Here is a 20,964-nt window from a genome sequence, read left to right as displayed (position 1 = left end):
CCGCGGTCGACGACCGTGACGCGGAATCCGCAGAGGGCCGGTCACGGGCGCACGCGGCACCGGCGATTCCCGCGCCGAGCACGGCCACGTGCGTTCCGTTCATCGTCCCCCTCCGTTCGCTTTAACGAACGACGTGAGACTATGGGCGCCCAAGAGAAGGTGTCAACGGTCCGGTCGCGGCAGGCTGTGGAGCCGCCGGTCAGGGCGCCGAATGCGGGGTGCCGTCCCCGGCCGGCTGCCCGGCCAGGTACTGGAGCAGCAGCACGGAACGCACCGGCCCGTCGGTCGCCAGGTAGGAGTGGGGGAGCGCCGCGTCGAAGCCCACGTAGTCGCCCGGGCCCAGCTCGACCTCGTGCCCGTCCACGGTGACCTCCAGCCTCCCCGACTGGACGACCGTGTGCTCGGTGCCCGCGTGGCCCAGGGAGCGTTGCCGGTGGCCGGCGCGGAACTGCTGGTCGTAGACCTCGAACGTGGTGTTGTCGCTCCGGATGAGGCGCAGCGCGCGCAGGTCGACGCCTTCGCCGCTGAGGGGTTCGACGTCCTTCGAGCGCACTACGGTCACGCCGCCGGGCGGCCGGGTGTCGAGGAGGTCGGACACCGGCATCTGCAGGGCGCGGGACAGGCTGAAGACGGTTTCGATCGTCGGGTTGCCGTTGCCCGACTCCAGTTGGGACAACGTCGCCTTGCCGATCCCGGAGCGCCTGGAGAGTTCGGAGATGGACAGGCCGTGCAGGGTCCTCGCCCGCTTGAGATTGGCGGCCAGCATGCCCTGGATCGATCCGGTCTGCTCGCTCACGACGCTTTCCCCTCCAGCGTTCTGTATACCGAACGGCGCGTGTTCGGTAGCCCGACCATAGCCGACGACGCGGGGACCGCCGCGCCGGCGAAGACCGTCGTCGAACCTCTCGTCGCCGGGGCCTGATCGCGGCACGGTGGTCCGGGCCGCCGCGGTCCGCACCCTGATCCGACGGATCCCTACGCGCGGACCAGCGGGGTGTCGACCAGGTGCTCGGCCAGGAACCACGCCTGCAGTTCGCCGGTCCTGATCACCTGAGAGACCAGGAGGTCGTTGGTGCCGTCGTCACCGAGCGCGGCCGTCCGGGCGGCTGCGTCGTGGGCGTCGACGAGAATGGCCTCGTGGGCCTCCAGCAGCCGTGACAGCATCGCCGGCACCTGCTCGACCCCGTCCGGCGGCCGCGGGATCGACGTGATCTCCGCGACGTGCCGGGGGTCGCCCACCGCGACGCCGCCGAGGGACTGGACGCGTTCGGCGATCGTGTCGACGAGTTCGAGCTGTTCCCCCGCGTGCTTGTCCAGGACCAGGTGCAGTTGGTAGAAGGTCGCGCCGCGCATCAGCCAGTGATGCTTCTTGTAGAGGCCGTAGAGGATCTGCGTGTCCGCCAGGACCTTGTTCAGGCGCTGGCAGGAGTACATCCGTGCCTCGTAGGACAGGCCGACCGGGAACTGCTTGACGGTCCCGAACTCCTGGATCACCTCGCCCTTCTGGTGCAGCCACGGCTGGCTGCTGCCCACGGTCTCGGACGTGCTGGTCATGTCTGCCTCCTGCGGTGCCGTGCTGTGCGTACCCGAGGGACGCTAGGCGCCCGCAGGGAGCCGCGTTGTCCGGCAGTGCACGCGGACGTGCCCGGGCGTGCACAGCGCGGGGGCACGGGACGTCGTTCGCTCTCGGGCAAGCAGCCGTGCGCCGTCGGACACGGGCCTTCGGCAGGCCGGCCTAGCCTCGGCCGGACGGCCCCGCGCCCGTGGAGCCCGAAGGACGAGGAGAGGCAGGCATGAGCACGAACGAGCAGGCGGACGTGGTGGTCGTCGGGCTGGGGCCGGGTGGTGAACACGTCGCGGGTACGTTGGCCGAAGCCGGACTGGACGTGGTGGGCGTCGAGGCCGAACTCGTCGGAGGCGAGTGCCCGTACTGGGGGTGCGTGCCGAGCAAGATGATGATCCGGGCCGGGAATCTGCTCGCCGAGGCGGGCCGGGTGCCCGCCCTCGCCGGCGAAGCGGTCGTGACGCCGGACTGGGGCAAGGTCGCCGGGCGCATCCGTGACGAGGCCACCGACGACTGGAACGACCAGGTGGCCGCCGACCGTCTCGCGGCCAAGGGCGGCCGGCTCGTCCGGGGAAGGGGCCGCCTGTCCGGGCCGCGCAGGGTGACGGTCGGCGATCGCACCTTCGAGGCCCGGCGCGGCGTCGTCCTGGCCACCGGCACCGGGCCCAGGATCCCTCCGGTGCCCGGGCTCGAGGGGACGCCGTACTGGACCAACCGGGACGCCATGGCCGCCAAGGAGCTGCCGGCGTCGATGCTCGTTCTCGGCGGGGGCGCCATCGGCGTCGAACTCGCCCAGCTCTTCGCCCGCTTCCGGTGCGAGGTCACGGTGATCGAGGGCCAGGACCGGCTGCTGTCGCAGGAGGAACCGGAAGCCGGGGACCTGGCCGCGGAGGTTCTGCGGGCGGACGGTGTCACCGTCCTCACCGGCGCACGGGCCCGGCAGGTCCGTCATGACGGCACCGGATTCACCGTACGGCTGGAGGGGGACGCGGAGCCGCTGCAGGCCGAACGGCTGCTCGTCGCCACCGGCCGCCGCGCCGACCTGGCCGCGCTGGCGGTCGACACGGTCGGGCTGGACCCGGCGGCGGGAGCCGTGCCCACGGACGGGCAGATGCGGGCCGGCGACGGGCTGTGGGCGGTCGGCGACATCACCGGCCGCGGCGCCTTCACCCATGTGTCGATGTACCAGGCGCAGATCGCCGTCCGGGACATCCTCGGGCAGCCCGGTCCCGACGCCGACTACCGGGCGCTGCCCCGCGTCACCTTCACCGATCCGGAGATCGGAGCCGTGGGCCTGACGGAGCGTCAGGCACGGGAGCGCGGGCTGCGGGTGCGCACCAGCGTGCCGGCCGTCGCGTCCTCCACGCGAGGCTGGATCCACGGCCCGGGCAACGAGGGCTTCGTGAAACTCGTCGAGGACGCCGAGCGGGGCGTGCTGATCGGTGCGACGTCCGCGGGGCCGACAGGGGGCGAAGTGCTGTACGGGCTGAACGTGGCCGTGCACGCCGAGGTGCCCGTCGACCGGCTGCGGCACATGATCTACACCTACCCGACCTTCCACCGGACGGTCGAGGCCGCACTCGGAGCCCTCCGCTGAGCCGCTCACGGATCACCCACGCCCACCCGCCGTCCGGGCGCCGGCGCACCATGCCGGGCCGCGACCCCGGCGAGTCCCACAGGCCCGCCTCCTCTCTGGAACTCCTCTTCGACCTGTGTTTCGTCATCGCGGTGGCGCAGGCGTCCGAGAGCCTGCACGAGGCACTGCTCCACGGGGAGTACGTCACCGGCGCCCTGCGCTTCGCGCTGGTCTTCTTCACCGTCTGGTGGGCGTGGATGAACTTCACCTGGTTCGCCTCGGCCTACGACCCGGACGATGTCCCGTACCGGTTGACGGTGCTGGTCCAGATCACCGGGTCGCTCGTGCTCGCCGCCGGTGTCTCCCGCGCGTTCGAGGAGGGCGATCTGCGGGTCATCACCCTCGGATACGTCGTCCTGCGTACGGCGCTGGCCGCCTTGTGGCTGCGGGCCGCGTGGTCCGACCCCGCGCGGCGGGCCACCACGCTGCGTTTCGCGGGGGGAGTGACGGCGTGTCAGATCGGCTGGGTCGGCCTGCTCGGTCTCCCGGTGTCGGCGCGGCTGCCGGGCATCGTGGTGATGATCGTCGCCGAGCTCTGCGTCCCGGTGTGGGCCCAGTCCGCCGGGATGACCCCATGGCATCCGCGCCACATCGCCGAGCGCTACCAGCTCTTCACCCTCATCGTCCTCGGGGAGTCCGTCGCGGCCGCCACCGTCGCAGTGCGGGGCGCCTTCGACCGGCCCCACGGCCTCGGCTCGCTGTACGCCCTGGCGGCCGGCGGCCTGCTCATGGCCTTCGCGATGTGGTGGCTGTACTTCGCCAGACCCGCACACACGCTGCTGGCCACGACGCACCAGGCCCACCGCAGGAGGTTCACCTGGGCCTACGGCCACTACCTGATCTTCGCCTCGGCGACCGCGGAGGGAGCCGGTCTGGCCGCGTACGCCGATCACGTCACGGGGCACACGGGCACCTCGCCCGCGGTTGCCGGCGCGGCGGTCACCGTCCCCGCGGCGGTCTTCCTGATCACGGTCTGGGCCGTACACCTCCGGCCCCACCAGAGAACCGCGGCCGAGCGGGCCCCGTATCCCGTCGCCGCGGTCGGCGTGCTGGCGGCGGCGTGGTCCCCGGCGCCGGCCCTCGCTGCCGGCGGCCTGCTGGCGGTCCTGGTCGCGGTGGTCGCGGCGGGCGACGCCCGGCGCCTTCGGATCACCGCCGGGGGATCCGTCGACGCACGGGGTGCTTGTGCTGGCTCGTGAGGAGGCCGCCGGACGGGCCCGCGACCGGACCGGCGCGAGAGGTGTTCGTTGAATATAGAATCATTCTTGAGCGAGAGGGGCATGCCATGAGCAACGTCGAGACGCATCCCGCCGAACTGCGCTGCGGGTCAGCGGTCCGGCGTGAGAGCGTGCCGAAGGTCGAGGTCCTTGCGGCGCGGGACGTCCCGCTGGGCGGCCCCAGGGCGATGACGGTGCGGCGCACGCTGCCGCAGCGCGCCCGGACGCTCATCGGGGCGTGGTGCTTCATCGACCACTACGGCCCCGACGACGTCGCCGACACCGGCGGCATGGACGTCCCGCCCCACCCGCACACCGGTCTGCAGACGGTGAGCTGGCTGTTCAGCGGGGAGATCGAGCACCGGGACAGTCTCGGCAGCCATGCCTTCGTACGGCCCGGTGAGTTGAATCTCATGACGGGCGGGTACGGCATCAGCCACTCGGAGGTCTCCACCGCCCGCACCACGATCCTGCACGGCGTCCAGCTGTGGGTGGCGCTTCCCGAAGAGCACCGGCACACCGGCCGGGACTTCCAGCACTACGTCCCGGACCCGGTCCGGGTGGACGGCGCCGAGGTCAGAGTGTTCCTGGGCGCGCTCGCCGGTGACACCTCTCCGGTGCGGACCTTCACGCCCTTGCTCGGCGCCGAGATCGTTCTCGAGCCGCGCTCGACGATCACGCTCGGGACGGACGCCGGCTTCGAGCACGGCCTCCTCGTCGACCACGGGAGCATCGGCATGGCCGGCACACTTCTGCAGCCGGCGGACCTGGGCTACCTCGGCACGGGCAACGACACGCTCTCGCTGACGAACGAAGGCGACACCGCCGCACGGGCGGTCCTGCTGGGCGGGGCGCCGTTCGAGGAGCAGATCCTCATGTGGTGGAACTTCATCGGCCGCAGCCACGACGACATCGTCGAGGCGAGAGAGGCGTGGGAGAACGCATCCGACCGCTTCGGCAGGGTCGACGGATACGACGGCGACCGCCTTCCCGCCCCCGCCCTTCCCCGCACCCCCATCACACCGCGCAGGAACCCGCCGCGGCACTGAAGGCGTACGACGGCCCGGACGGCCGCTCCGACCGGACGGCCGCTCCGACCGGACGGCCGGGCCGTCCGGTCTCGGCGGCCTCCGCCGCGCGGCGACCGTCCGACGGGAAGGCCGGGTCAGCCGGCGGTGGCCAGGACGGCCTCCTCGATCAGCTCGGCGACGGCCTTGGGATGAGCGAGCATCACCAGGTGCGAGGAGTCGATCTCGACGGTCGTCATGCCGGCCCGCTCGTACCCGAAGCGCTCCACATCGGGGTTGAGGGTGCGGTCGGCCGCGGCGACCAGGCCCCAGGAGGGCTTGGTCTTCCATGCCGCCTTCGGGGCCTTCTCCGTGAAGGCCTGGGCGGCCAGCGGACGCTGGGAGACGGCGAGCACGGAGGCGAGGCGGGGGTCGACGTCGGCGGCGAAGACGGACGGGAACCTGTCGACCCGGACCGAGACGTCGGTGCCGGGAGAGCTGGAGCCCTCGATCGGGAAGGAGGTCTGGACGAGCGCGGTGGCGAGGTCCGAGTCGGGGAAGCGGCCCTGCAGTTCGCCCAGGCTCTCGCCCTCCTCCAGGGCGTAGCCGGCCAGGTAGACGAGCGCGCGGACGTTGTCCTCGGCGCCGGCGACGGTGATGACGGCGCCACCGTAGGAGTGACCGACCAGGACGACCGGGCCGGGTATCTGACGGACGATCGAAGCGATGTAGGCGGAGTCGCCGAGCAGGCTGCGGTTGGGCACCGCCGGGGCGACCACGTCCAGTCCGCGGTCGATGAGTTCGGGGATGACGCGGGCGAAGCTGGACGCGTCGGCGAAGGCGCCGTGGACCAGGACCACGGTCGGGCTGTCGGAACGGGACAAGGCACAACTCCCTGTAGATGTCGTGTGATCGGCTGACGCGCGGCGGGGCGGTTCGGACGGGGCTGCCCGGCCGAGGCGCTCCGCCCGGCCGGACCGGCGCACGCGGTGTCCGGGCCGGGCGATGAGCCGCGGGTGTGAACGGCACGCTATGGGCGGCCGGCGCAGGCGTCTTGCCTGTCGGTGCACCACCACTGGCCCGTCCGCGCCTGCGTCCGGAAGGCCCGCTCCCATCGACGGGGTGCCGCCGCGGGCACGCGCGACCCGGTCGGGATCAGGGACACGTCCCTGCGCTTGCGGACAAGGAGCGGTGCGCTCGAGGACAATGGGCGGAGGGACGTTCGCCCTAGCGTGGTGAGAACCCCGCGCGCGCATGCCGCGAACGTTCTGCGGCGACCCCGACGGGCCGTGCGGTCCGTATGCCGCGCGCTCATCCACGGGGGAGCGCGGCCCTGCGCACGCGCCAGCCAATCCGGACGAAGGAACGAGCACTTGCCGTACATCACTGTGGGCCAGGAGAACTCCACCACCATCGACCTCTACTACGAGGACCACGGAACCGGGCAGCCGGTCGTCCTCATCCATGGCTTCCCGCTCGACGGCCACTCCTGGGAGCGGCAGAGCGCCGTGCTGCTCCAAGCGGGCTACCGCGTGATCACCTACGACCGCCGGGGCTTCGGGCAGTCGAGTCAGCCGACGGCCGGCTACGACTACGACACCTTCGCCGCCGATCTGAACACCGTGATGGAGACCCTCGACCTGCGGGACGCGGTACTGGTCGGGTTCTCGATGGGCACCGGTGAGGTCGCCCGGTACGTGTCCGCCTACGGCTCCGCCCGGGTCTCCAAGGTCGCTTTCCTGGCCTCGCTGGAGCCCTGTCTCCTCAAGACCGACGACAACCCGGACGGCGTCGCACCGAAGGAGTTCTTCGACGGCGTGGTCGCGGCCGTCAAGGCGGACCGGTACGCCTACTACAGCGACTTCTTCGCGGACTTCTACAACCTCGACGAGAACCTGGGCACCAGGATCAGCGAGGAGGCGGTCCGCAACAGCTGGAACGTGGCGGCGGGCGGCGGCTTCTTCGCCGCCGCCGCCGCACCGTCGACCTGGTACACCGACTTCCGGGCCGACATCCGGGCCGTCGACGTGCCGGCCCTGATCCTGCACGGTACGGCCGACCGGATCCTGCCCGTCGAGGGCACCGCGCGGCCGTTCCGCAAGGCGCTCCCCTCCGCGGACTACGTGGAGGTCGAGGGCGCCCCGCACGGACTGTTGTGGACCCACGCGGAGGAGGTCAACACCGCGCTCCTCGCCTTCCTGGCGAAGTAACCCCCGTTCCGCCGAAGCGCTTTGCCGACCCGGGCCCGGCCACCACGGCCGGGCCCGGCCTGTGAACGCCGGCTTCCGGGCCGCCGCACCTCATCGGCGGTGGCCCGGTCGGATCGCCGGCGGCCTCCGTGCCCTGGCGGGCATGTGTTGTGCACACAGGGCAAACTTCTCGATTCCGCCGACTCCTACGTTGAAGCCATCCCGTTGTACCGGGCTTCGGCAAGGAAAGGCAGTGCGTGATGTCCGACGAGCAGAGCAGGAATCGGCCGGTTCTGGAGGTGGAGGCGGCAGGGTTCGCCGCGGCGACGGCTGAGCCGCCGTTCCTGTACGAGATTCCCGTCGACGACGGCCGCAAGGCGGTGGACGACGTCCAGTCCGGCGCGATCGCGAAGCCGGAGGTGGACGAGGAGTGGGTGACGGTCGAGGGCGGCCCGACGGGCTCCGTCCGTGCGCGCGTCGTGCGTCCGGCGGGACATGAGGGCGTGCTGCCCGTCATCGTCTACATCCACGGCGCCGGCTGGGTGTTCGGCAACGCGCACACACACGACCGCCTGGTGCGCGAGCTGGCCGTCGGCGCCCGCGCGGCGGTCGTCTTCCCCGAGTACGACCGGTCGCCCGAGGTCCGCTACCCGGTGGCGATCGAGCAGAACTACCTGGTGGCCCAGTGGGTCGTGCGCGAGGGCGCCGCGAACAACCTCGACCCGGCCCGCATCGCGGTGGCCGGTGACTCGGTCGGCGGCAACATGTCGGCGGCGCTGACCCTGATGGCCAAGGACCGCGGCGATGTCGAACTCGTCGCGCAGGTGCTCTTCTACCCGGTGACCGACGCGGCGTTCGACACGCCGTCGTACCACCAGTTCGCCGAGGGCTACTTCCTGCGCCGCGAGGCGATGAAGTGGTTCTGGGACCAGTACACGACCGACGAGGCCGACCGCGCCCAGATCACCGCGTCCCCGCTGCGGGCCACCACCGAGCAGCTCACCGGACTGCCGCCGGCCCTGGTCGTCACGGCCGAGGCCGACGTACTGCGCGACGAGGGCGAGGCGTACGCGGACAAGCTGCGGGAGGCCGGTGTTCCGGTCACCGCGATCCGGGTCGAGGGCGTCATCCACGACTTCGTGATGCTCAACGCGCTGCGCGGCACCAGGGGCGCCGACGCCGCCATCACCCTGGCCGTGGACGCGCTGCGCAAGGCGCTCTACGCCGTCTGACCACCGCCCGCAAGAAGGCGGCCGTGTCCGGTAGCGGCCGCTCCGTACTCCATCGACAACCATGAGAATTGAGGAACCGTCATGTCTGAGTTCGACCTCGACAACGTCTCCGCAGCGCCGAGCCCGGATCTGCTCACGCCCGACAACGCCGTGATGCTCTTCGTCGACCACCAGCCGCAGATGTTCTTCGGCACGGGCAGCGGCGACCGCGGCGCGATCATCAACAACACGGTGGGCCTGGCCAAGGCGGCCAAGCTCTTCGACGTGCCGACCGTGATCACGACGGTGGCCGCCGACTCCTTCTCCGGCCCGGCGCTGCCCCAGCTCGTCGACGTCTTCCCCGACCACAAGCTCATCGACCGCACCTCTATGAACGCCTGGGAGGACGAGAACCTGGTCGACGCGATCCGTGCCACCGGACGCAGGAAGATCGTCATATCCGGTCTGTGGACCGAGGTCTGCCTCGTCCTGCCGGTCCTGTCGGCGCTGAGCCAGGGCTACGAGGTGTACGTCGTGGCCGACGCGTCCGGTGGTGTCACACCGCAGGCCCACGAGCACGCCCTGGAGCGGATGAGCCAGGCCGGGGCCGTACCCGTCACCTGGGTCCAGGTCCTGCTGGAGCTCCAGAGGGACTGGGCGCGCGGCGAGACCTACAACGGTGTGATGGACATCGTCAAGGCTCACGCGGGCGCCTACGGCCTCGGTGTCGTCTACGCCAAGCACTTCATCGGCGCCAACGCGGCCGGCTGACCACACGGGTAGCCGGGGGGCTCCGGACAGGCCGGAGCCCCCCGACCGCGGACTCGACGCAAGGAGTAACCCAATGGACCTCGGTCTTCTGATTCTGAGGGCGGTGACCGGAGTGCTGCTGGCTGCTCACGGAGTTCAGAAGGTGAGCTTTCACCTCGGCGGCAAGGGACTCGAAGGCGGCACCGAGGAGTTCCGGCACGACGGTTTCCGCGGCGGAGTGCTGACCGCGGTCGCCGCGGGAGCGACGCAGATCGGTTCCGGTGCGCTGCTGGCGGCCGGCGCGCTCACACCACTCGCCGCCGCGGGCGCCATCGGTGTGATGACCGTGGCTCTGACCGTGAAGTGGCCCCACGGGCTGTGGGTCCAGAACGACGGCTACGAGTACCCCCTCTTCCTGATCGTCGCCGCTGCGGTCCTGTCGTCGACCGGACCAGGTGCCTGGTCGGTCGACGCGGTCCTCGGCCTGCTGCCCTGGAACGGATGGTGGCTTGCCTTCGCCGTCGCCCTGGGCGTCGGCGGCGGTCTGGCCACGCGTGCGGTACTGCACCGTTCGGCGAAGGCCCGTTCCTGACCCGCTTCCCGGCACCGCACACGGAGCAACCCGCGCAAGCGGGGCTCCGGCCGCAGGTACGCCTGCCGCTCCCGGGCAGCTCGCTCCCGTGTGCTTCACGGGAGCGCACCGTGTGCACTCCCTGCACATGAGGAGCCCGCGCCCGCTCCTGCGGTGGGGCTGTGCCCCAGAGCCCCAGGGCGCGTTGTGACGTCCCCACTTCCCAACGATCTCACCGGAGGTGAGCCACATGGTCAGCATGCCGGTCGCGGGCATGGTCCCGGCGCCGGGCGCAGTCGAGCCCGCCGACCTTCTTGTCCGCAACGCCAAGGTGTACACGGGCGACCCCGCGCGCCCCGAGGCGCGGGCTGTCGCGATCCGCGGCGGCGAGGTCGTCGCACTGGGCGACGACCGCACCGTGGCCGGCCTGGTGGGGCCTGCCACGAAAGTGGTCGACGCGCTCGGCCGTCGGGTGATCCCCGGTCTCAACGACTCGCACCTGCATGTCATCCGGGGCGGGCTCAACTACGTCCTGGAGCTGCGCTGGGACGGCGTGCCCTCGCTGCGACAGGCGCTCGCGATGCTCAAGGAGCAGGCCGGGCGCACACCGAAGGGGCAGTGGATCCGGGTGGTCGGCGGCTGGACGGCGGACCAGTTCGCCGAACGCCGCATGCCGACCGTCGCCGAACTCAACGCGGCGGCCCCCGATACGCCGGTCTTCGTCCTGCACCTGTACCAGTCCGCGCTGATGAACCGGGCCGCCGTCCGGGCCGCCGGATTCACCGCCGGGACACCCGACCCGCCCGGCGGGCAGATCGTCCGCGGCCGCGACGGCAGCCCCACCGGAGTGCTGCTCGCCGCCCCGGGGGCGTTGATCCTCTACACGACGCTCGCCAAGGCGCCGCCGCTCGGCGCAGACGACCAGCGCACCTCCACCAAGCACTTCCTGCGGGAGTTGAACCGCTTCGGTCTGACCTCCGCGGTGGATGCGGCCGGCGGCTTCCAGAACTTTCCCGACAACTACCGGACGGTGATCGAACTCGCCCGCGCGGGCGAGCTGACCCTGAGGATCGCCTACCACCTGTTCCCGCAGACGGGTGGACAGGAGATCGCCGACCTCACACGGTGGATCGAGACGGTCCGCCCCGAGGACGGCGACGCGTGGCTGCGGCTCAACGGCGCGGGCGAGAACCTCACCTGGGCGGCGGCCGACTTCGAGAACTTCACCGAGCCGCGTCCCGAACTCGCCCAGGGCTACGAGGCCGAGTTCGAGAAGGCCGTGCGTCTGCTGATGGAGAACGGCTGGGGCTTCCGCCTGCACGCCACCTACGACGAGACGATCCGCCGGGACCTCGAGGTGTTCGAGAAGCTCGCCGCCGACGGGCTGTTCCCGGCCGGAAACCGCTGGCTGTTCGACCACGCCGAGACGGTCAGCGACTCCAGCCTGGACCGGATCGCGGCTCTGGGCGGGGCGGTGTCCGTGCAGAACCGCATGTCCTTCCAGGGACGCGCCTTCGTCGAGCGCTACGGCGCCCACGCGGCCGCCCGCACTCCGCCGGTGCGGAGCATGCTGGCCAAGGGCCTCGTCGTCGGCGCGGGCACCGACGCCACCCGCGTGTCCTCGTACAACCCGTGGGTCGCGCTGCACTGGCTCGTCACGGGGCGGACCGTCGGCGATCTCGCCCTCTACCCCGAGGAGAACCGCCTCCCGCGCGAGACGGCGCTGGAGCTGTACACGAGGGGTGGGGCCCGGCTGACCGGCGAGGAAGACGTCAAGGGCATCCTCAGGGAGGGCTTCTTCGGCGACCTCGCGATCCTCTCCGACGACTACTTCACCGTGCCCGAGCAGGACATCGCGCACATCGAGTCGGTGCTGACCGTGGTCGGCGGACGGATCGTCCACGCAGCGGCCGAGTACGAGGGACTCGACGAGGCGATCGAGCCCGTCAGCCCCGCCTGGAGCCCCGTCGCCCACTTCGGCGGCTACCAGGCCACACCGCGGCCCAGCGTGACCGGCGCCCGGCAGGCCGACCTCCTCGCGGAGGCCGTCGCCGAGTCGGAGCAGCACCGTCAGTGGCGTGCGGCGCGCGGATTCGTGCCGGAGCCGCGCACGGAGGTCTTCGATCCGTGCTTCGTGCTGTGAACCGGCTGCCCACCAAGCCCTCCGTCCACGACGGCACCACCCAGGAGAGATCACGATGAGTACGAGTCAGGGCCTGCCCCCCGAACGACCCGAGCCCGCCGGCAGGCATTTCGAACCCGACCTCCGTCCGATGACGCGGATCAATCTGCGTCCGATCGCGTCCCCGATGCCGGTCGGCTTCTTCGCCGTGGCCATCGCGTCGGTGATCGTGGGCAGCCTGCAGCTGGGGTTCTTCGGTGACGACGCCCATCGTGCGGTCGCCCTCACGATCCTGCCGGCGTTCGTCCTCCAGTTCCTGGTGAGCGTTCTCGCCTTCGGAGCGAGGGACGTTCTCGCGGCGACTCTGATGGCCTGCTTCTCCGGGACATGGCTGGCGAGTTCCCTCGTCCTGGCGGTCGATCCGCCGGGTGGTACGAAGGTGCTCGGAGTGCTGAACCTCGTCTTCGCGTGCTTCGCCCTGCTCATGGCGTCGGTCGCGCAGCGCAAGCGCGCCATGTGGTTCGTCCTCTGTGTCGCCGTGCCACGGTTCGCGGTTGCCGCGCTCTTCAACCTCACCGGCGTGGAGTGGCTGTCCTCCCTCTCGGGGGCGTTCGGACTGCTGCTCGCGGCGGTGGCCATGTACGCGGCGTTCGCCCTCATGCTGGAGGACATGCGAGGCGAGCAGGTTCTCCCGATCGGACGCAGCGGCCCGGCGCACACGGCCGTGGAAGGAGACCTCGCGGTTCAGTTGCGCAACCTGGAGCGGCAGGCGGGCGTGCGCCGCACGTTGTGAGCCGGGAAGGAACACCCGGCCCCGCACAGGGTTCTCCGCGAGGAGCGCTCCGCGGGGGAGGCGCACTCCACCCGCGCGGTGAGGGACGGCAAGAGGGCACGGACCGGGCGAACGCGCTCAGTTCGTGCTCAGCTTGTCCCGCAGCTGGCCGCGGGAGGTGATCCCGAGTTTGGGGAAGACGCGGTACAGGTGGGCGCCGATCGTTCGCGGCGACAGATACAGCTGCTGGCCGATCTCCTTGTTGGAGAGGCCCTCCGCCGCGAGCTGGGCGATCTGCAGCTCCTGGGGCGTGAGCAGATCCCAGTCGGCACGGCTCTGACGTCTGCTGCTCTCGCCCGCCGAGCGGAGTTCCTGACGGGCGCGCTCGCACCATGGCTCCGCACCGAGGGCTTTGAAGGACTCCCCGGCGATCCGGAGCGGAGTGCGGGCTTCCATCACGCGGCGACGCCGTCGGAGCCAGGCGCCTTGCGCGAGCATCAGCCGGGCGCGGATGAACGGGGCATGCGACATGTCCAGATCGAACGCCGATCGGAAGCGCTCCTCGGCATGTTCGTCGTCCGAGAGCAGGGCATGGGCGAACGCGAGGTTGATCCGCACCAGTTGGGCCTCGCTCGATCCGGCGGACGCGTCGAGCTGTTCCAACGCCGCCCTCGCCATGGCCCGTTGATCAGCACCCGTTGCGGCCTCGGCCAACTCCACGATGGCAATGGTCTGCAGGAACGGATGGTAGGCCGGGTCGGCCGGGTCGAACACCCGCCAGACGCAGTCGAACGCCTCCGCGTGGCTGCCGGCGGCGATGCCGATGAGGCCACGCGTGATCTGGATGAACGCGAGATTGGAGGGATTGATCACGGAAAGCCCTTGACGCTCCGCCTCGCCGATGACGGAGAGCGCTGTGTCCAGATCCCCGTGCAGTGCGGCGAACTGGGCCTTCGCGATCCGCGCACCGGTCAGCCAGCGCGGCTGGGCGTTCTCCTCGGCGAGGCGCATCGCCTCGGCCACAGCCGGCAGTCCCGTCTCCCAGTCGACGGTGTGCACCGCGCTGAAGGCAAGGGAGACCAGCGTCTGGCCAAGCAGGCCCAGCCGGCCTTGGGCACGCAGGCCGGCCGCAGCGTGCTGGAGGAACCCGGGGGCGTGGTCGTACGCGTTCACGATCGTGGCCGCCGTGCCCAGGGTGGCGGCGGCCAGGAAGTCGTACCCGCCCTGACGCTCGAGTCGCTCCAGTCGGTCGAGCACCGTCGCTGCCCGCTCCACCGGAGCCGCCGCGGCCAGCGTGTACACCAGGTCCGGGTGGAGTTCCGGGACGGGCAGCCGCTCGGCCGTAGCCACCACACGTTCACGCAGGTCACGTCCGGGGTCCGACCACCAGCACCGCCGCGCGGCGGTGCGCAGCAGCCGCAGGGCCAGTTCGGGATCCCCCGCCTCGGACGCCTGCTCCGCTGTGCTGATCAGCAGATGCAGCCGGGGTGTGCTCGTCGCCACATCCACTTCGAGCTGCTCGCGCAGCAGGAGCATCCGTGCCCGCTCCAGCACGCCGAGCTCCAGCGTCTCGGCCTGCTGCAACAGGCTTGAGGCGTGGTCCGTCTTGCCGAGTTCGACGCCGAGTTCGGCGGCGCTCAGCAGGCGTGCCACTCTTGTGGAGGGCAACTCGCTCAGGGCCGTGGCGCGTTCCAGCGCCGTCATGGCCACCGCGGTGGCCCCGCGCCCTCTGGCTCTGAGGGCGGCCTGGTCCAGTTGCCGCGCGACTGCTTCGTCGGGACGGCCGATGGCCGCGGCCCGGTGCCATGCCTGCCGGTCAGGCTGTCCGTGCAGAACGTCGGCCAGGGCGCCGTGGGCGGCAAGACGCTCCGAGAGCGTTGCCGATCCCAGGACGGCGGAGCGCACCAACGGGTGGGTGAAGCCGATGTGGAACTCGTCGGCCGACACCAGACGCGCGGCTATGGCGGGCTCCAGGGAGCGTGCGGAAATCTCCGTGCCTGTGAGTGTCGAAGCGGCGGCGAGCACCTCGGCCGGCGCACCGCCGTCGTCGGCCGCGGACACGAGCAGCGCGTTGCGTGTGTCGGACGGCAGATCGGCCAGGCGCGAGGCGAAAGCGCGCTCGAGCCGGGCCGTGAGGGGGAGCGCTGTCGAGGCCGCCGACTCGGAGAAGGCGCGATCCGCGCCGAGGGTGTTCGGAAGCTCGATCAGCGCCAGGGGGTTGCCCGCGGACGTCTCCACCACACGACGGCGTACGGCCGGGTCGAGACCGGGCTTCCGGGCGTCCAGCAGAGCGTCGGCCGCGGTCGGCTCCAGCGGCCTCAGACGCAGTTCGCGGATGTCGAGGGTGCCCGGCGCGGCGTGGCCTTCGCGGACGGCGAGCAGCAGGCCGAGCGGTTCGGCACCCAGGCGCCGTGAGATGAATCCGAGAACGTCCAGGGTCGGTGCGTCGAGCCACTGGCCGTCGTCCACGACCAGCAGAAGGGGAGCGTCGGCGGTCGCCTCGCCGAGGAGGCTCAGCGTGGCCAGGGCGATCATGAAGAACTGGGGCGCGGCGGCACTGGGGGACGGCTCCGCCATGCCGAAGGCACCCCGCAGCGCCTCCGCCTGGACGGGAGGAAGGTGCGAGACGCGATCCAGCATGGTGTGGGTCAGCTGGTGCAGCCCCGCGAACGGCAGATGGGTCTCGGCCTGGACCCCCGATGCCTCAAGGACGGTGAATCCGGCGTTCTCGGCACGGGTGACGGCGTGGGCCAGGAGGGAGGACTTGCCGATCCCGGGCGCTCCGTGAACGAGCAGCGCACTGCCGCGCTCCGGCAGGCCGTCGACGAGCTCGTCGACAGTCGCCAGCTCCTTCTCCCGACCGAACAGTGTGTTGTCTGTCATCCGACGAACCCCCGCACCAGCGCTCCCACCTGGACAGAAGCAGTCTACGTGCGCGGAGAGAACACAAGGTTGCGCCGACAGTCAAGGGCCACGCGCGGGGCCGCCTCCTCACAGTCGCTTCGCAGTCATCATGCCGACGACGTAAGTCATCCGGCGTCCCAAGCTGGATGCAGTGCCGGGCCGGCCAACAGGTGCGGCGGTGGACCCCGGCACCCGAGGACTTGCTGGAGGGCGCCCATGACACGTGTGATCGACACTGCCGGATTCCCGGACAACGGGAACAGGGTCCGCCGCTGGAGCCGGGCTGTCTCCAGGGCCGCGCTGCCGGTGACCGTGACCTCGCACGGGGCGCATTCCCTGGAAGGCCGGATGACGACCCGGCGACTGGGACATCTGCTCTTCGTCACCACGGACGCGGATCCGCAGTGCTTCACCCGCAGCCGGCGACGGATCGCCCGTGACGACGGGCAGACCGAGGGCTATGTGGTGGTCGCCGTGGTGGGGGCCGCGGGTGCTGTGCTGCGGCAGGACGGGAGAACGGTTGAACTCGCCGCCGGAACGCTCGCCCTGTGGATCGCCGACCGCCCGCACGTGGTCGACTTCCCGCGCGGTGTGAACATGAAGGCCTGCCTCGTCCCACGACGCGTTCTCGGCGTGCGCGACGACCAGCTGGAGCGGGTGACGGCGACCGTGATCGAGCCGGACGGTCCGGTGGCCGTCCTGCTCGGACCACTCCTCGTGACGCTGGCCGGGACAGCCGCGGACTGCCCCGAGCATGTGGCCGGTCAACTGGCCTGCAACGTCACCGACTTGGTCGCCACCCTCATCGCCGAACGGGCCGCCGGTGACGTGGCGGGCGCGGTGGGTTCCCGGTACACCCAGGTCCGGGACGTCTGCGCCTACGTGGACCGGCACCTGGGGGACCCGGGGCTCGGTCCGGACACCATCGCGGCTGCCCACTTCATGTCCGTCCGGTCCCTCCACAAGCTTTTCGAAGGGGAAGGGATCACGGTCAGCCGACTGATCCAACGCCGTCGGCTCGAGGAGTGTGCCAGGGACCTCGCCCGCGGCGACGGCGCCGAGCGGACGGTCTCCGGCGTGGCCCGGCGCTGGGGTTTCACCAACCCGGCCCACTTCAGCCGGCTCTTCCGCGCCGCGTACGGCATGCCTCCCAGCAAGTGGCGCGACAGTCAGGCCGACGCCGTGGGGTCCTGACGCCGTGCGCCGCTCGCCCCGGGGGCAGCGAGCACCGGGCCGGTCAGGGGCGGCTGAGCGCACGCGGCACGGTGGGCTTGACCTGCCGCGATGCGTCCTTGCTCCTCAGTGCAGAACCGGCGTTCCTCGTCATGGACGCGCACGGCGACGGCGGATGATGAGCTTGTTCCGCGTTGTGCCGCCTTGTTCCGCATTGTCGGCCGGAGATCTGAGGAGAGGACGGCGCCGATGCCGGACGTGAGAGGGGTGCCGGTGATCGACGCAGACCTCGTGGGGCGCGGCGGGCAGTGGGCGGTCGCACGGGACGCCGTAGCGTCCGTACGCGACCAGGGACGGGCGCTGTGGCTGTGCGGCGCGGCGGGCACAGGGAAGTCGGTCCTCCTCGACCAGATCGCGGGACTCGCGGCGAGCGAGGGCATGAGGGTTCTGCGGGTGGCAGGTGCCGAGGCCGAGCGGGACCTGCCGTTCTCCGCTCTGCACCAGTTGATCTGGCCGTTGATGGACGAGGCGGCGGAACACCTGCCGGCCGGCCGCCGGACCGTGCTGGAACACGCGCTGGGTCTCGCCGAGGGCCCGGCCGTCGGTTCGTACACGGTGTCCGCCGTCACGCTGGAGCTGCTGGGGCGTGCCGCGCGCCGCCGGCCCTTGACGCTCCTGGTGGACGACCTCCACCACCTCGACGCGTCCAGCGCCGAGGTGCTGCACTTCCTCCAGCGCCGGCTCTCCTCGGTGCCGATCGTCATGGTCGCGGCCGTCTGGGACGAAGCCGTCGATGCGCTCGATTCCACCGGCGTTCACCTTCTGGACCTCGGTCCGCTGAACGACGCCGAGGCCGACGCCTTCCTCCGCGATCGCCATCCCGAGCTCTCGCACGAGGCACGCACCCGGCTGTTGCAGGAGGCGGCGGGCAACCCGCTCGCTCTCGTCGAACTGCCTGCCCAGCTCGACCAGCGGCACCGCACCGGACTGCTGCCGTTGCCGGAACACCTGCCCCTGGGCGAGCGACTGGAGCGCATGTTCGCCCAGCGGATCACCACGCTCACCCCGTCGGCGCGCTTCGCCCTGCTGTTGTGCGCGCTGGCCGGGCGCGACGGGCTGTCGATCCACCTCGTCGCGGCGGCCGCGAGCGCGGCCGGAGCGGAGAAGGTGGAGGAGGACCTCGCCGCCGCCGAGGAGAGCGGACTGATCCTCATCGACCGAGAGGTGCCGCCCCATGTGCGCTTCCGGCATCCGCTGGTGCGTTCGTGTCTGGTCCGTGTCGTTGCCGGTGCCGAGCGCCGCCGCGCACATCGCGCCTGGTCCACGGTTCTGCCGGAGGGCGATGTACGCCAGGTCACGCATCGGGCCGCCGCGACGTCGCTGCCGGACGAGGCGGTCGCGCTGGCCCTCGACGACGCGGCCCGGATCGTCGAATCGCGGGGCGGTGACGCGGAGGCCGCACACCTCTTGGCCCGTGCCGCCGCGCTGAGCACGGACGCGGCCGCGCGCGGGCGTCGCATGGCGACGGCCGCGTACGCCGCCGTACGAGGCGGCCGGCTCGCGCTCGCCTCGCACCTTCTCGACGAGGCGGCCACCCACGGTGTGCCCGCGGAGAGCCGCGACCTGCTGGACCTCACGCATGCCCTTGTGCGTTTCCATGCCGACGGAGACCTCGGGACCGCCGTCGGTCTGCCGCCCGATGTGCTCGCCGGTCCTTCCGGCGCCGAGACGCCGGCTCCGCGGGCCCCGAGTCTCTCGCGCCAGTCGTACCACACCCAGTCCTTCATCGACGCCGCGTCGGCGTACGACGACTACCTGCGCGGACACTGGGACCGATGTGTCGAACGCTCCCGTCTCGGTGCCGCGGCATCGCGGACACGCGGACACGCCTTCAACGAGCACGTGTTCCGGTGCCAGGAGGGCTGTGTCAGTGCGGCTCGGGGCGAACAGGAGCGGCTGGACGAACTCGTGGACCGGCTGCGTCCCTGGGCGCTCGCGCGCGGACACGTGTTCCTCCTCCACCGGATCACCGGAATGCAGGCCATGTGCGCGCTCAGCCTCGGGGACGACGAGCAGGCCTACGCACTCGCCGCCTCACTGACACCACCGGGCCGGTTCCCCGGTGAGGCGACGCAAGTCCCCCTCGTCCTTCTCGACTTCGTCGAAGCCGCTGTACGCACCGGCCGGTTCGACGAGGCGCGCCGCCATGTGGAGGCCGGCCGGGCCGCCCGCTTCGGCGAGATCTCGCCTCACCATGCTGTGATCCTGGCGGCGGCGGAGGCGGTCGCCGCAGCGGACGACGATGTCGATGCCGCGTGCAAGGCGGCCTACGCCGTACACGGGGTGTCCCGATGGCCGTTCGAGCTCGCTCGTGTACACCTGCACCACGGGGCGTGGCTGCGGCGTCGCGGCCGTGCCGACGAGGCGAGGACGCATCTGCGTGCGGCGCATGCGCTGTTCACCACGCTCAAGGCGAGCCCCTGGACCGAGCGTGCCGCCGAAGCGCTGGAAGGCGACGCCGGCACGTCGGCCGGCAGGCCCCGGCCTGTCGGCTCCGCGGCGGCGCTCACCGCTCAGGAGCTGCGGATCGCGGAGCTGGCCGCGACCGGCCTCACGAACCGGGAGATCGGCGCCCGCCTGCATCTGTCGCCCAGGACGGTCGCGAGCCACCTCTACAAGGTCTTTCCCAAGCTGGGCGTCACCAGCAGAGCCGCTGTCGAACGAGCACTGCGGCCGGGGAACGACAGTCGGATGACCTAACCCTCCGCACGCCTCCTTCAGCAGACTCGAACGTATGAGGCCCCTGGCACGTGGACGGGGCCCGCCGGCCGCCGGAAGGCCGCCGGAGTTCCGCTGAACCGCTTGCACCAGGAGGCGCACATGAGCCTGGCGTCCGTCGCCCCATCTTCTGTCGATCAGGACCGGCTCGCGCAGGAGGAGCCGTCACAACGATTCGGATTCCTGCGGGTCACCACGGTCGAAGGCGGTGCGCAGAACCTCGTGGGACCGACGGCGCCACCCGGAAGGCGTCCGGCCGGTGCCATCGGCGTCGGCATCCACATCAAGGGAACGGCCGTGCTCGTCCAGGACGACCGGGCGCAGCGCTGCGCGCCGGGCGATGTGTTCGTCATCGACATGGCACGCCCGTACACGGTGCGGGAGCTCGGTGACTTCCGCCTGCACTTCTTCCGGATCCCCGTTGCCGCGCTGGGAGTTCCCGACGAGGACAGGACAGTCCTGTGGGGGGTCCACCGACAGTCCGGTGACGGCGTCGTTCAGCTGCTCGCACCCCTGCTCGAGGCCATCGCGGACTCCGTCGCGTCCTACTCGCAGCACGTCGCCCACCGACTCGCCGGCAGTGTGACGGATCTGCTCGGCACGCTGGTGTCCGAACGGACGGTGTCCGAACGGACGGACAGCGGTGCGCCGGACGACAACGCCGATCGCACCGGCATGGTGCGTCGGATCCGCAGCTTCGTGAACGAGAACCTGGGCGACCGCGAGCTGTCCCCCGAGATGATCGCCGCGCACCATCATGTCTCGGTCCGCTATCTGCACAAGGCCTTCGTCAGCGAAGGCACCACGATCAGCAGGTGGATACAGCAGCGCCGGCTGGAGGAGTGCAGGCGCGAACTGGCCCGGCTCGGGCAGGCCACCTCGTCCGTCGCCGCGGTGGCCAAGCGCTGGGGTTTTGTGAACGCCGCGCACTTCAGCCGCAGTTTCCGTGCCGCGTACGGCATCTCGCCGAGCGACTGGCTCAGAGTCCGAAGCGCCGGCGGCTCGACCGCGCCGCACGACCAGGACACGGGAGTCCCGCTGCTCGCGGGCTGAGCACACGCGGGCAAGTA

At 71.2% G+C, this 20,964-nt stretch carries 16 protein-coding genes; 12 read left to right on the top strand and 4 right to left on the bottom strand.

Annotation, left to right across the window (positions count from 1 at the left end; genetic code table 11):
- Positions 1–199 precede the first annotated feature (199 nt).
- Positions 200–796, bottom strand: a complete 597-nt coding sequence (locus tag QFZ82_RS05720) for a helix-turn-helix domain-containing protein (protein WP_307712086.1) — start codon at positions 794–796, stop codon at positions 200–202.
- A 179-nt stretch (positions 797–975) separates the two neighbouring features.
- Positions 976–1,554: a Dps family protein gene (locus QFZ82_RS05715; protein WP_307712085.1), complete on the bottom strand. Its 579-nt coding sequence runs from the start codon at positions 1,552–1,554 to the stop codon at positions 976–978.
- 239 nt (positions 1,555–1,793) lie between these two features.
- Between QFZ82_RS05715 and QFZ82_RS05710 the strand changes: the two genes are divergently transcribed.
- The 3 genes from QFZ82_RS05710 (at position 1,794) to QFZ82_RS05700 (ending at position 5,466) form a co-directional block, all read left to right on the top strand.
- The gene (locus QFZ82_RS05710; RefSeq protein ID WP_307712084.1) at positions 1,794–3,161 is read left to right on the top strand and encodes an NAD(P)/FAD-dependent oxidoreductase; all 1,368 of its coding nucleotides are present in this window, start codon (positions 1,794–1,796) and stop codon (positions 3,159–3,161) included.
- 50 nt (positions 3,162–3,211) lie between these two features.
- Entirely contained in the window at positions 3,212–4,399 is a 1,188-nt protein-coding gene (locus QFZ82_RS05705) for a low temperature requirement protein A (protein ID WP_307712083.1), read from the top strand.
- A gap of 86 nt (positions 4,400–4,485) precedes the next feature.
- Positions 4,486–5,466: a pirin family protein gene (locus QFZ82_RS05700; protein ID WP_307712082.1), complete on the top strand. Its 981-nt coding sequence runs from the start codon at positions 4,486–4,488 to the stop codon at positions 5,464–5,466.
- A 116-nt stretch (positions 5,467–5,582) separates the two neighbouring features.
- Here QFZ82_RS05700 and QFZ82_RS05695 read toward each other — a convergent pair whose 3' ends face one another.
- A complete protein-coding gene (locus QFZ82_RS05695) occupies positions 5,583–6,308 on the bottom strand; it encodes an alpha/beta fold hydrolase (protein WP_307712081.1) in 726 nt (241 codons plus the stop codon).
- Between the two features lie 489 nt (positions 6,309–6,797).
- On the opposite strand from QFZ82_RS05695, the gene QFZ82_RS05690 reads away from it, so the two are divergent.
- From QFZ82_RS05690 to QFZ82_RS05665, 6 genes are all read left to right on the top strand, one after another.
- Positions 6,798–7,634 carry an alpha/beta fold hydrolase gene (locus QFZ82_RS05690; RefSeq protein ID WP_307712080.1) on the top strand — a complete coding sequence of 279 codons (837 nt, stop codon included), beginning with the start codon at positions 6,798–6,800 and terminating at the stop codon, positions 7,632–7,634.
- A 239-nt stretch (positions 7,635–7,873) separates the two neighbouring features.
- Positions 7,874–8,845, top strand: a complete 972-nt coding sequence (locus QFZ82_RS05685; protein ID WP_307712079.1) for an alpha/beta hydrolase — start codon at positions 7,874–7,876, stop codon at positions 8,843–8,845.
- An 81-nt stretch (positions 8,846–8,926) separates the two neighbouring features.
- Complete coding sequence (locus QFZ82_RS05680; protein WP_307712078.1) at positions 8,927–9,595, top strand: hydrolase; 669 nt, start codon at positions 8,927–8,929, stop codon at positions 9,593–9,595.
- 73 nt (positions 9,596–9,668) lie between these two features.
- Positions 9,669–10,166: a DoxX family protein gene (locus QFZ82_RS05675; RefSeq protein WP_307712077.1), complete on the top strand. Its 498-nt coding sequence runs from the start codon at positions 9,669–9,671 to the stop codon at positions 10,164–10,166.
- 229 nt (positions 10,167–10,395) lie between these two features.
- A complete protein-coding gene (locus QFZ82_RS05670; RefSeq protein WP_307712076.1) occupies positions 10,396–12,288 on the top strand; it encodes an amidohydrolase in 1,893 nt (630 codons plus the stop codon).
- 55 nt (positions 12,289–12,343) lie between these two features.
- Positions 12,344–13,060, top strand: coding sequence for a GPR1/FUN34/YaaH family transporter (locus QFZ82_RS05665; protein WP_307712075.1), 717 nt, complete (start codon positions 12,344–12,346; stop codon positions 13,058–13,060).
- A gap of 117 nt (positions 13,061–13,177) precedes the next feature.
- Here QFZ82_RS05665 and QFZ82_RS05660 read toward each other — a convergent pair whose 3' ends face one another.
- Complete coding sequence (locus QFZ82_RS05660; RefSeq protein ID WP_307712074.1) at positions 13,178–15,922, bottom strand: AAA family ATPase; 2,745 nt, start codon at positions 15,920–15,922, stop codon at positions 13,178–13,180.
- A gap of 237 nt (positions 15,923–16,159) precedes the next feature.
- On the opposite strand from QFZ82_RS05660, the gene QFZ82_RS05655 reads away from it, so the two are divergent.
- From QFZ82_RS05655 to QFZ82_RS05645, 3 genes are all read left to right on the top strand, one after another.
- Positions 16,160–17,137 (top strand): helix-turn-helix domain-containing protein, encoded by a 978-nt coding sequence (locus tag QFZ82_RS05655; RefSeq protein WP_307712073.1) that lies wholly within the window; start codon positions 16,160–16,162, stop codon positions 17,135–17,137.
- 228 nt (positions 17,138–17,365) lie between these two features.
- Entirely contained in the window at positions 17,366–19,876 is a 2,511-nt protein-coding gene (locus QFZ82_RS05650) for a LuxR family transcriptional regulator (protein WP_307712072.1), read from the top strand.
- A gap of 120 nt (positions 19,877–19,996) precedes the next feature.
- Positions 19,997–20,947 carry a helix-turn-helix domain-containing protein gene (locus QFZ82_RS05645; RefSeq protein ID WP_307712071.1) on the top strand — a complete coding sequence of 317 codons (951 nt, stop codon included), beginning with the start codon at positions 19,997–19,999 and terminating at the stop codon, positions 20,945–20,947.
- The last annotated feature ends 17 nt before the right edge of the window (positions 20,948–20,964 follow it).

The sequence above is a fragment of the Streptomyces sp. V4I23 genome (assembly GCF_030817975.1).
Taxonomy (GTDB): Bacteria; Actinomycetota; Actinomycetes; order Streptomycetales; family Streptomycetaceae; genus Streptomyces.
The sequence above is the reverse complement of the archived record's forward strand: the minus strand, read 5'-3'. Positions and strand labels throughout refer to the sequence as shown.

Bases quoted from the DNA above. Each gene is read 5' to 3' on its own strand.
- QFZ82_RS05715 (WP_307712085.1), bottom strand. From the start codon at position 1,554: ATGACCAGCACGTCCGAGACCGTGGGCAGCAGCCAGCCGTGGCTGCAC.
- QFZ82_RS05710 (WP_307712084.1), top strand. From the start codon at position 1,794: ATGAGCACGAACGAGCAGGCGGACGTGGTGGTCGTCGGGCTGGGGCCG.
- QFZ82_RS05705 (WP_307712083.1), top strand. From the start codon at position 3,212: ATGCCGGGCCGCGACCCCGGCGAGTCCCACAGGCCCGCCTCCTCTCTG.
- QFZ82_RS05700 (WP_307712082.1), top strand. From the start codon at position 4,486: ATGAGCAACGTCGAGACGCATCCCGCCGAACTGCGCTGCGGGTCAGCG.
- QFZ82_RS05685 (WP_307712079.1), top strand. From the start codon at position 7,874: ATGTCCGACGAGCAGAGCAGGAATCGGCCGGTTCTGGAGGTGGAGGCG.
- QFZ82_RS05680 (WP_307712078.1), top strand. From the start codon at position 8,927: ATGTCTGAGTTCGACCTCGACAACGTCTCCGCAGCGCCGAGCCCGGAT.
- QFZ82_RS05675 (WP_307712077.1), top strand. From the start codon at position 9,669: ATGGACCTCGGTCTTCTGATTCTGAGGGCGGTGACCGGAGTGCTGCTG.
- QFZ82_RS05670 (WP_307712076.1), top strand. From the start codon at position 10,396: ATGGTCAGCATGCCGGTCGCGGGCATGGTCCCGGCGCCGGGCGCAGTC.
- QFZ82_RS05665 (WP_307712075.1), top strand. From the start codon at position 12,344: ATGAGTACGAGTCAGGGCCTGCCCCCCGAACGACCCGAGCCCGCCGGC.
- QFZ82_RS05660 (WP_307712074.1), bottom strand. From the start codon at position 15,922: ATGACAGACAACACACTGTTCGGTCGGGAGAAGGAGCTGGCGACTGTC.
- QFZ82_RS05655 (WP_307712073.1), top strand. From the start codon at position 16,160: ATGACACGTGTGATCGACACTGCCGGATTCCCGGACAACGGGAACAGG.
- QFZ82_RS05650 (WP_307712072.1), top strand. From the start codon at position 17,366: ATGCCGGACGTGAGAGGGGTGCCGGTGATCGACGCAGACCTCGTGGGG.
- QFZ82_RS05645 (WP_307712071.1), top strand. From the start codon at position 19,997: ATGAGCCTGGCGTCCGTCGCCCCATCTTCTGTCGATCAGGACCGGCTC.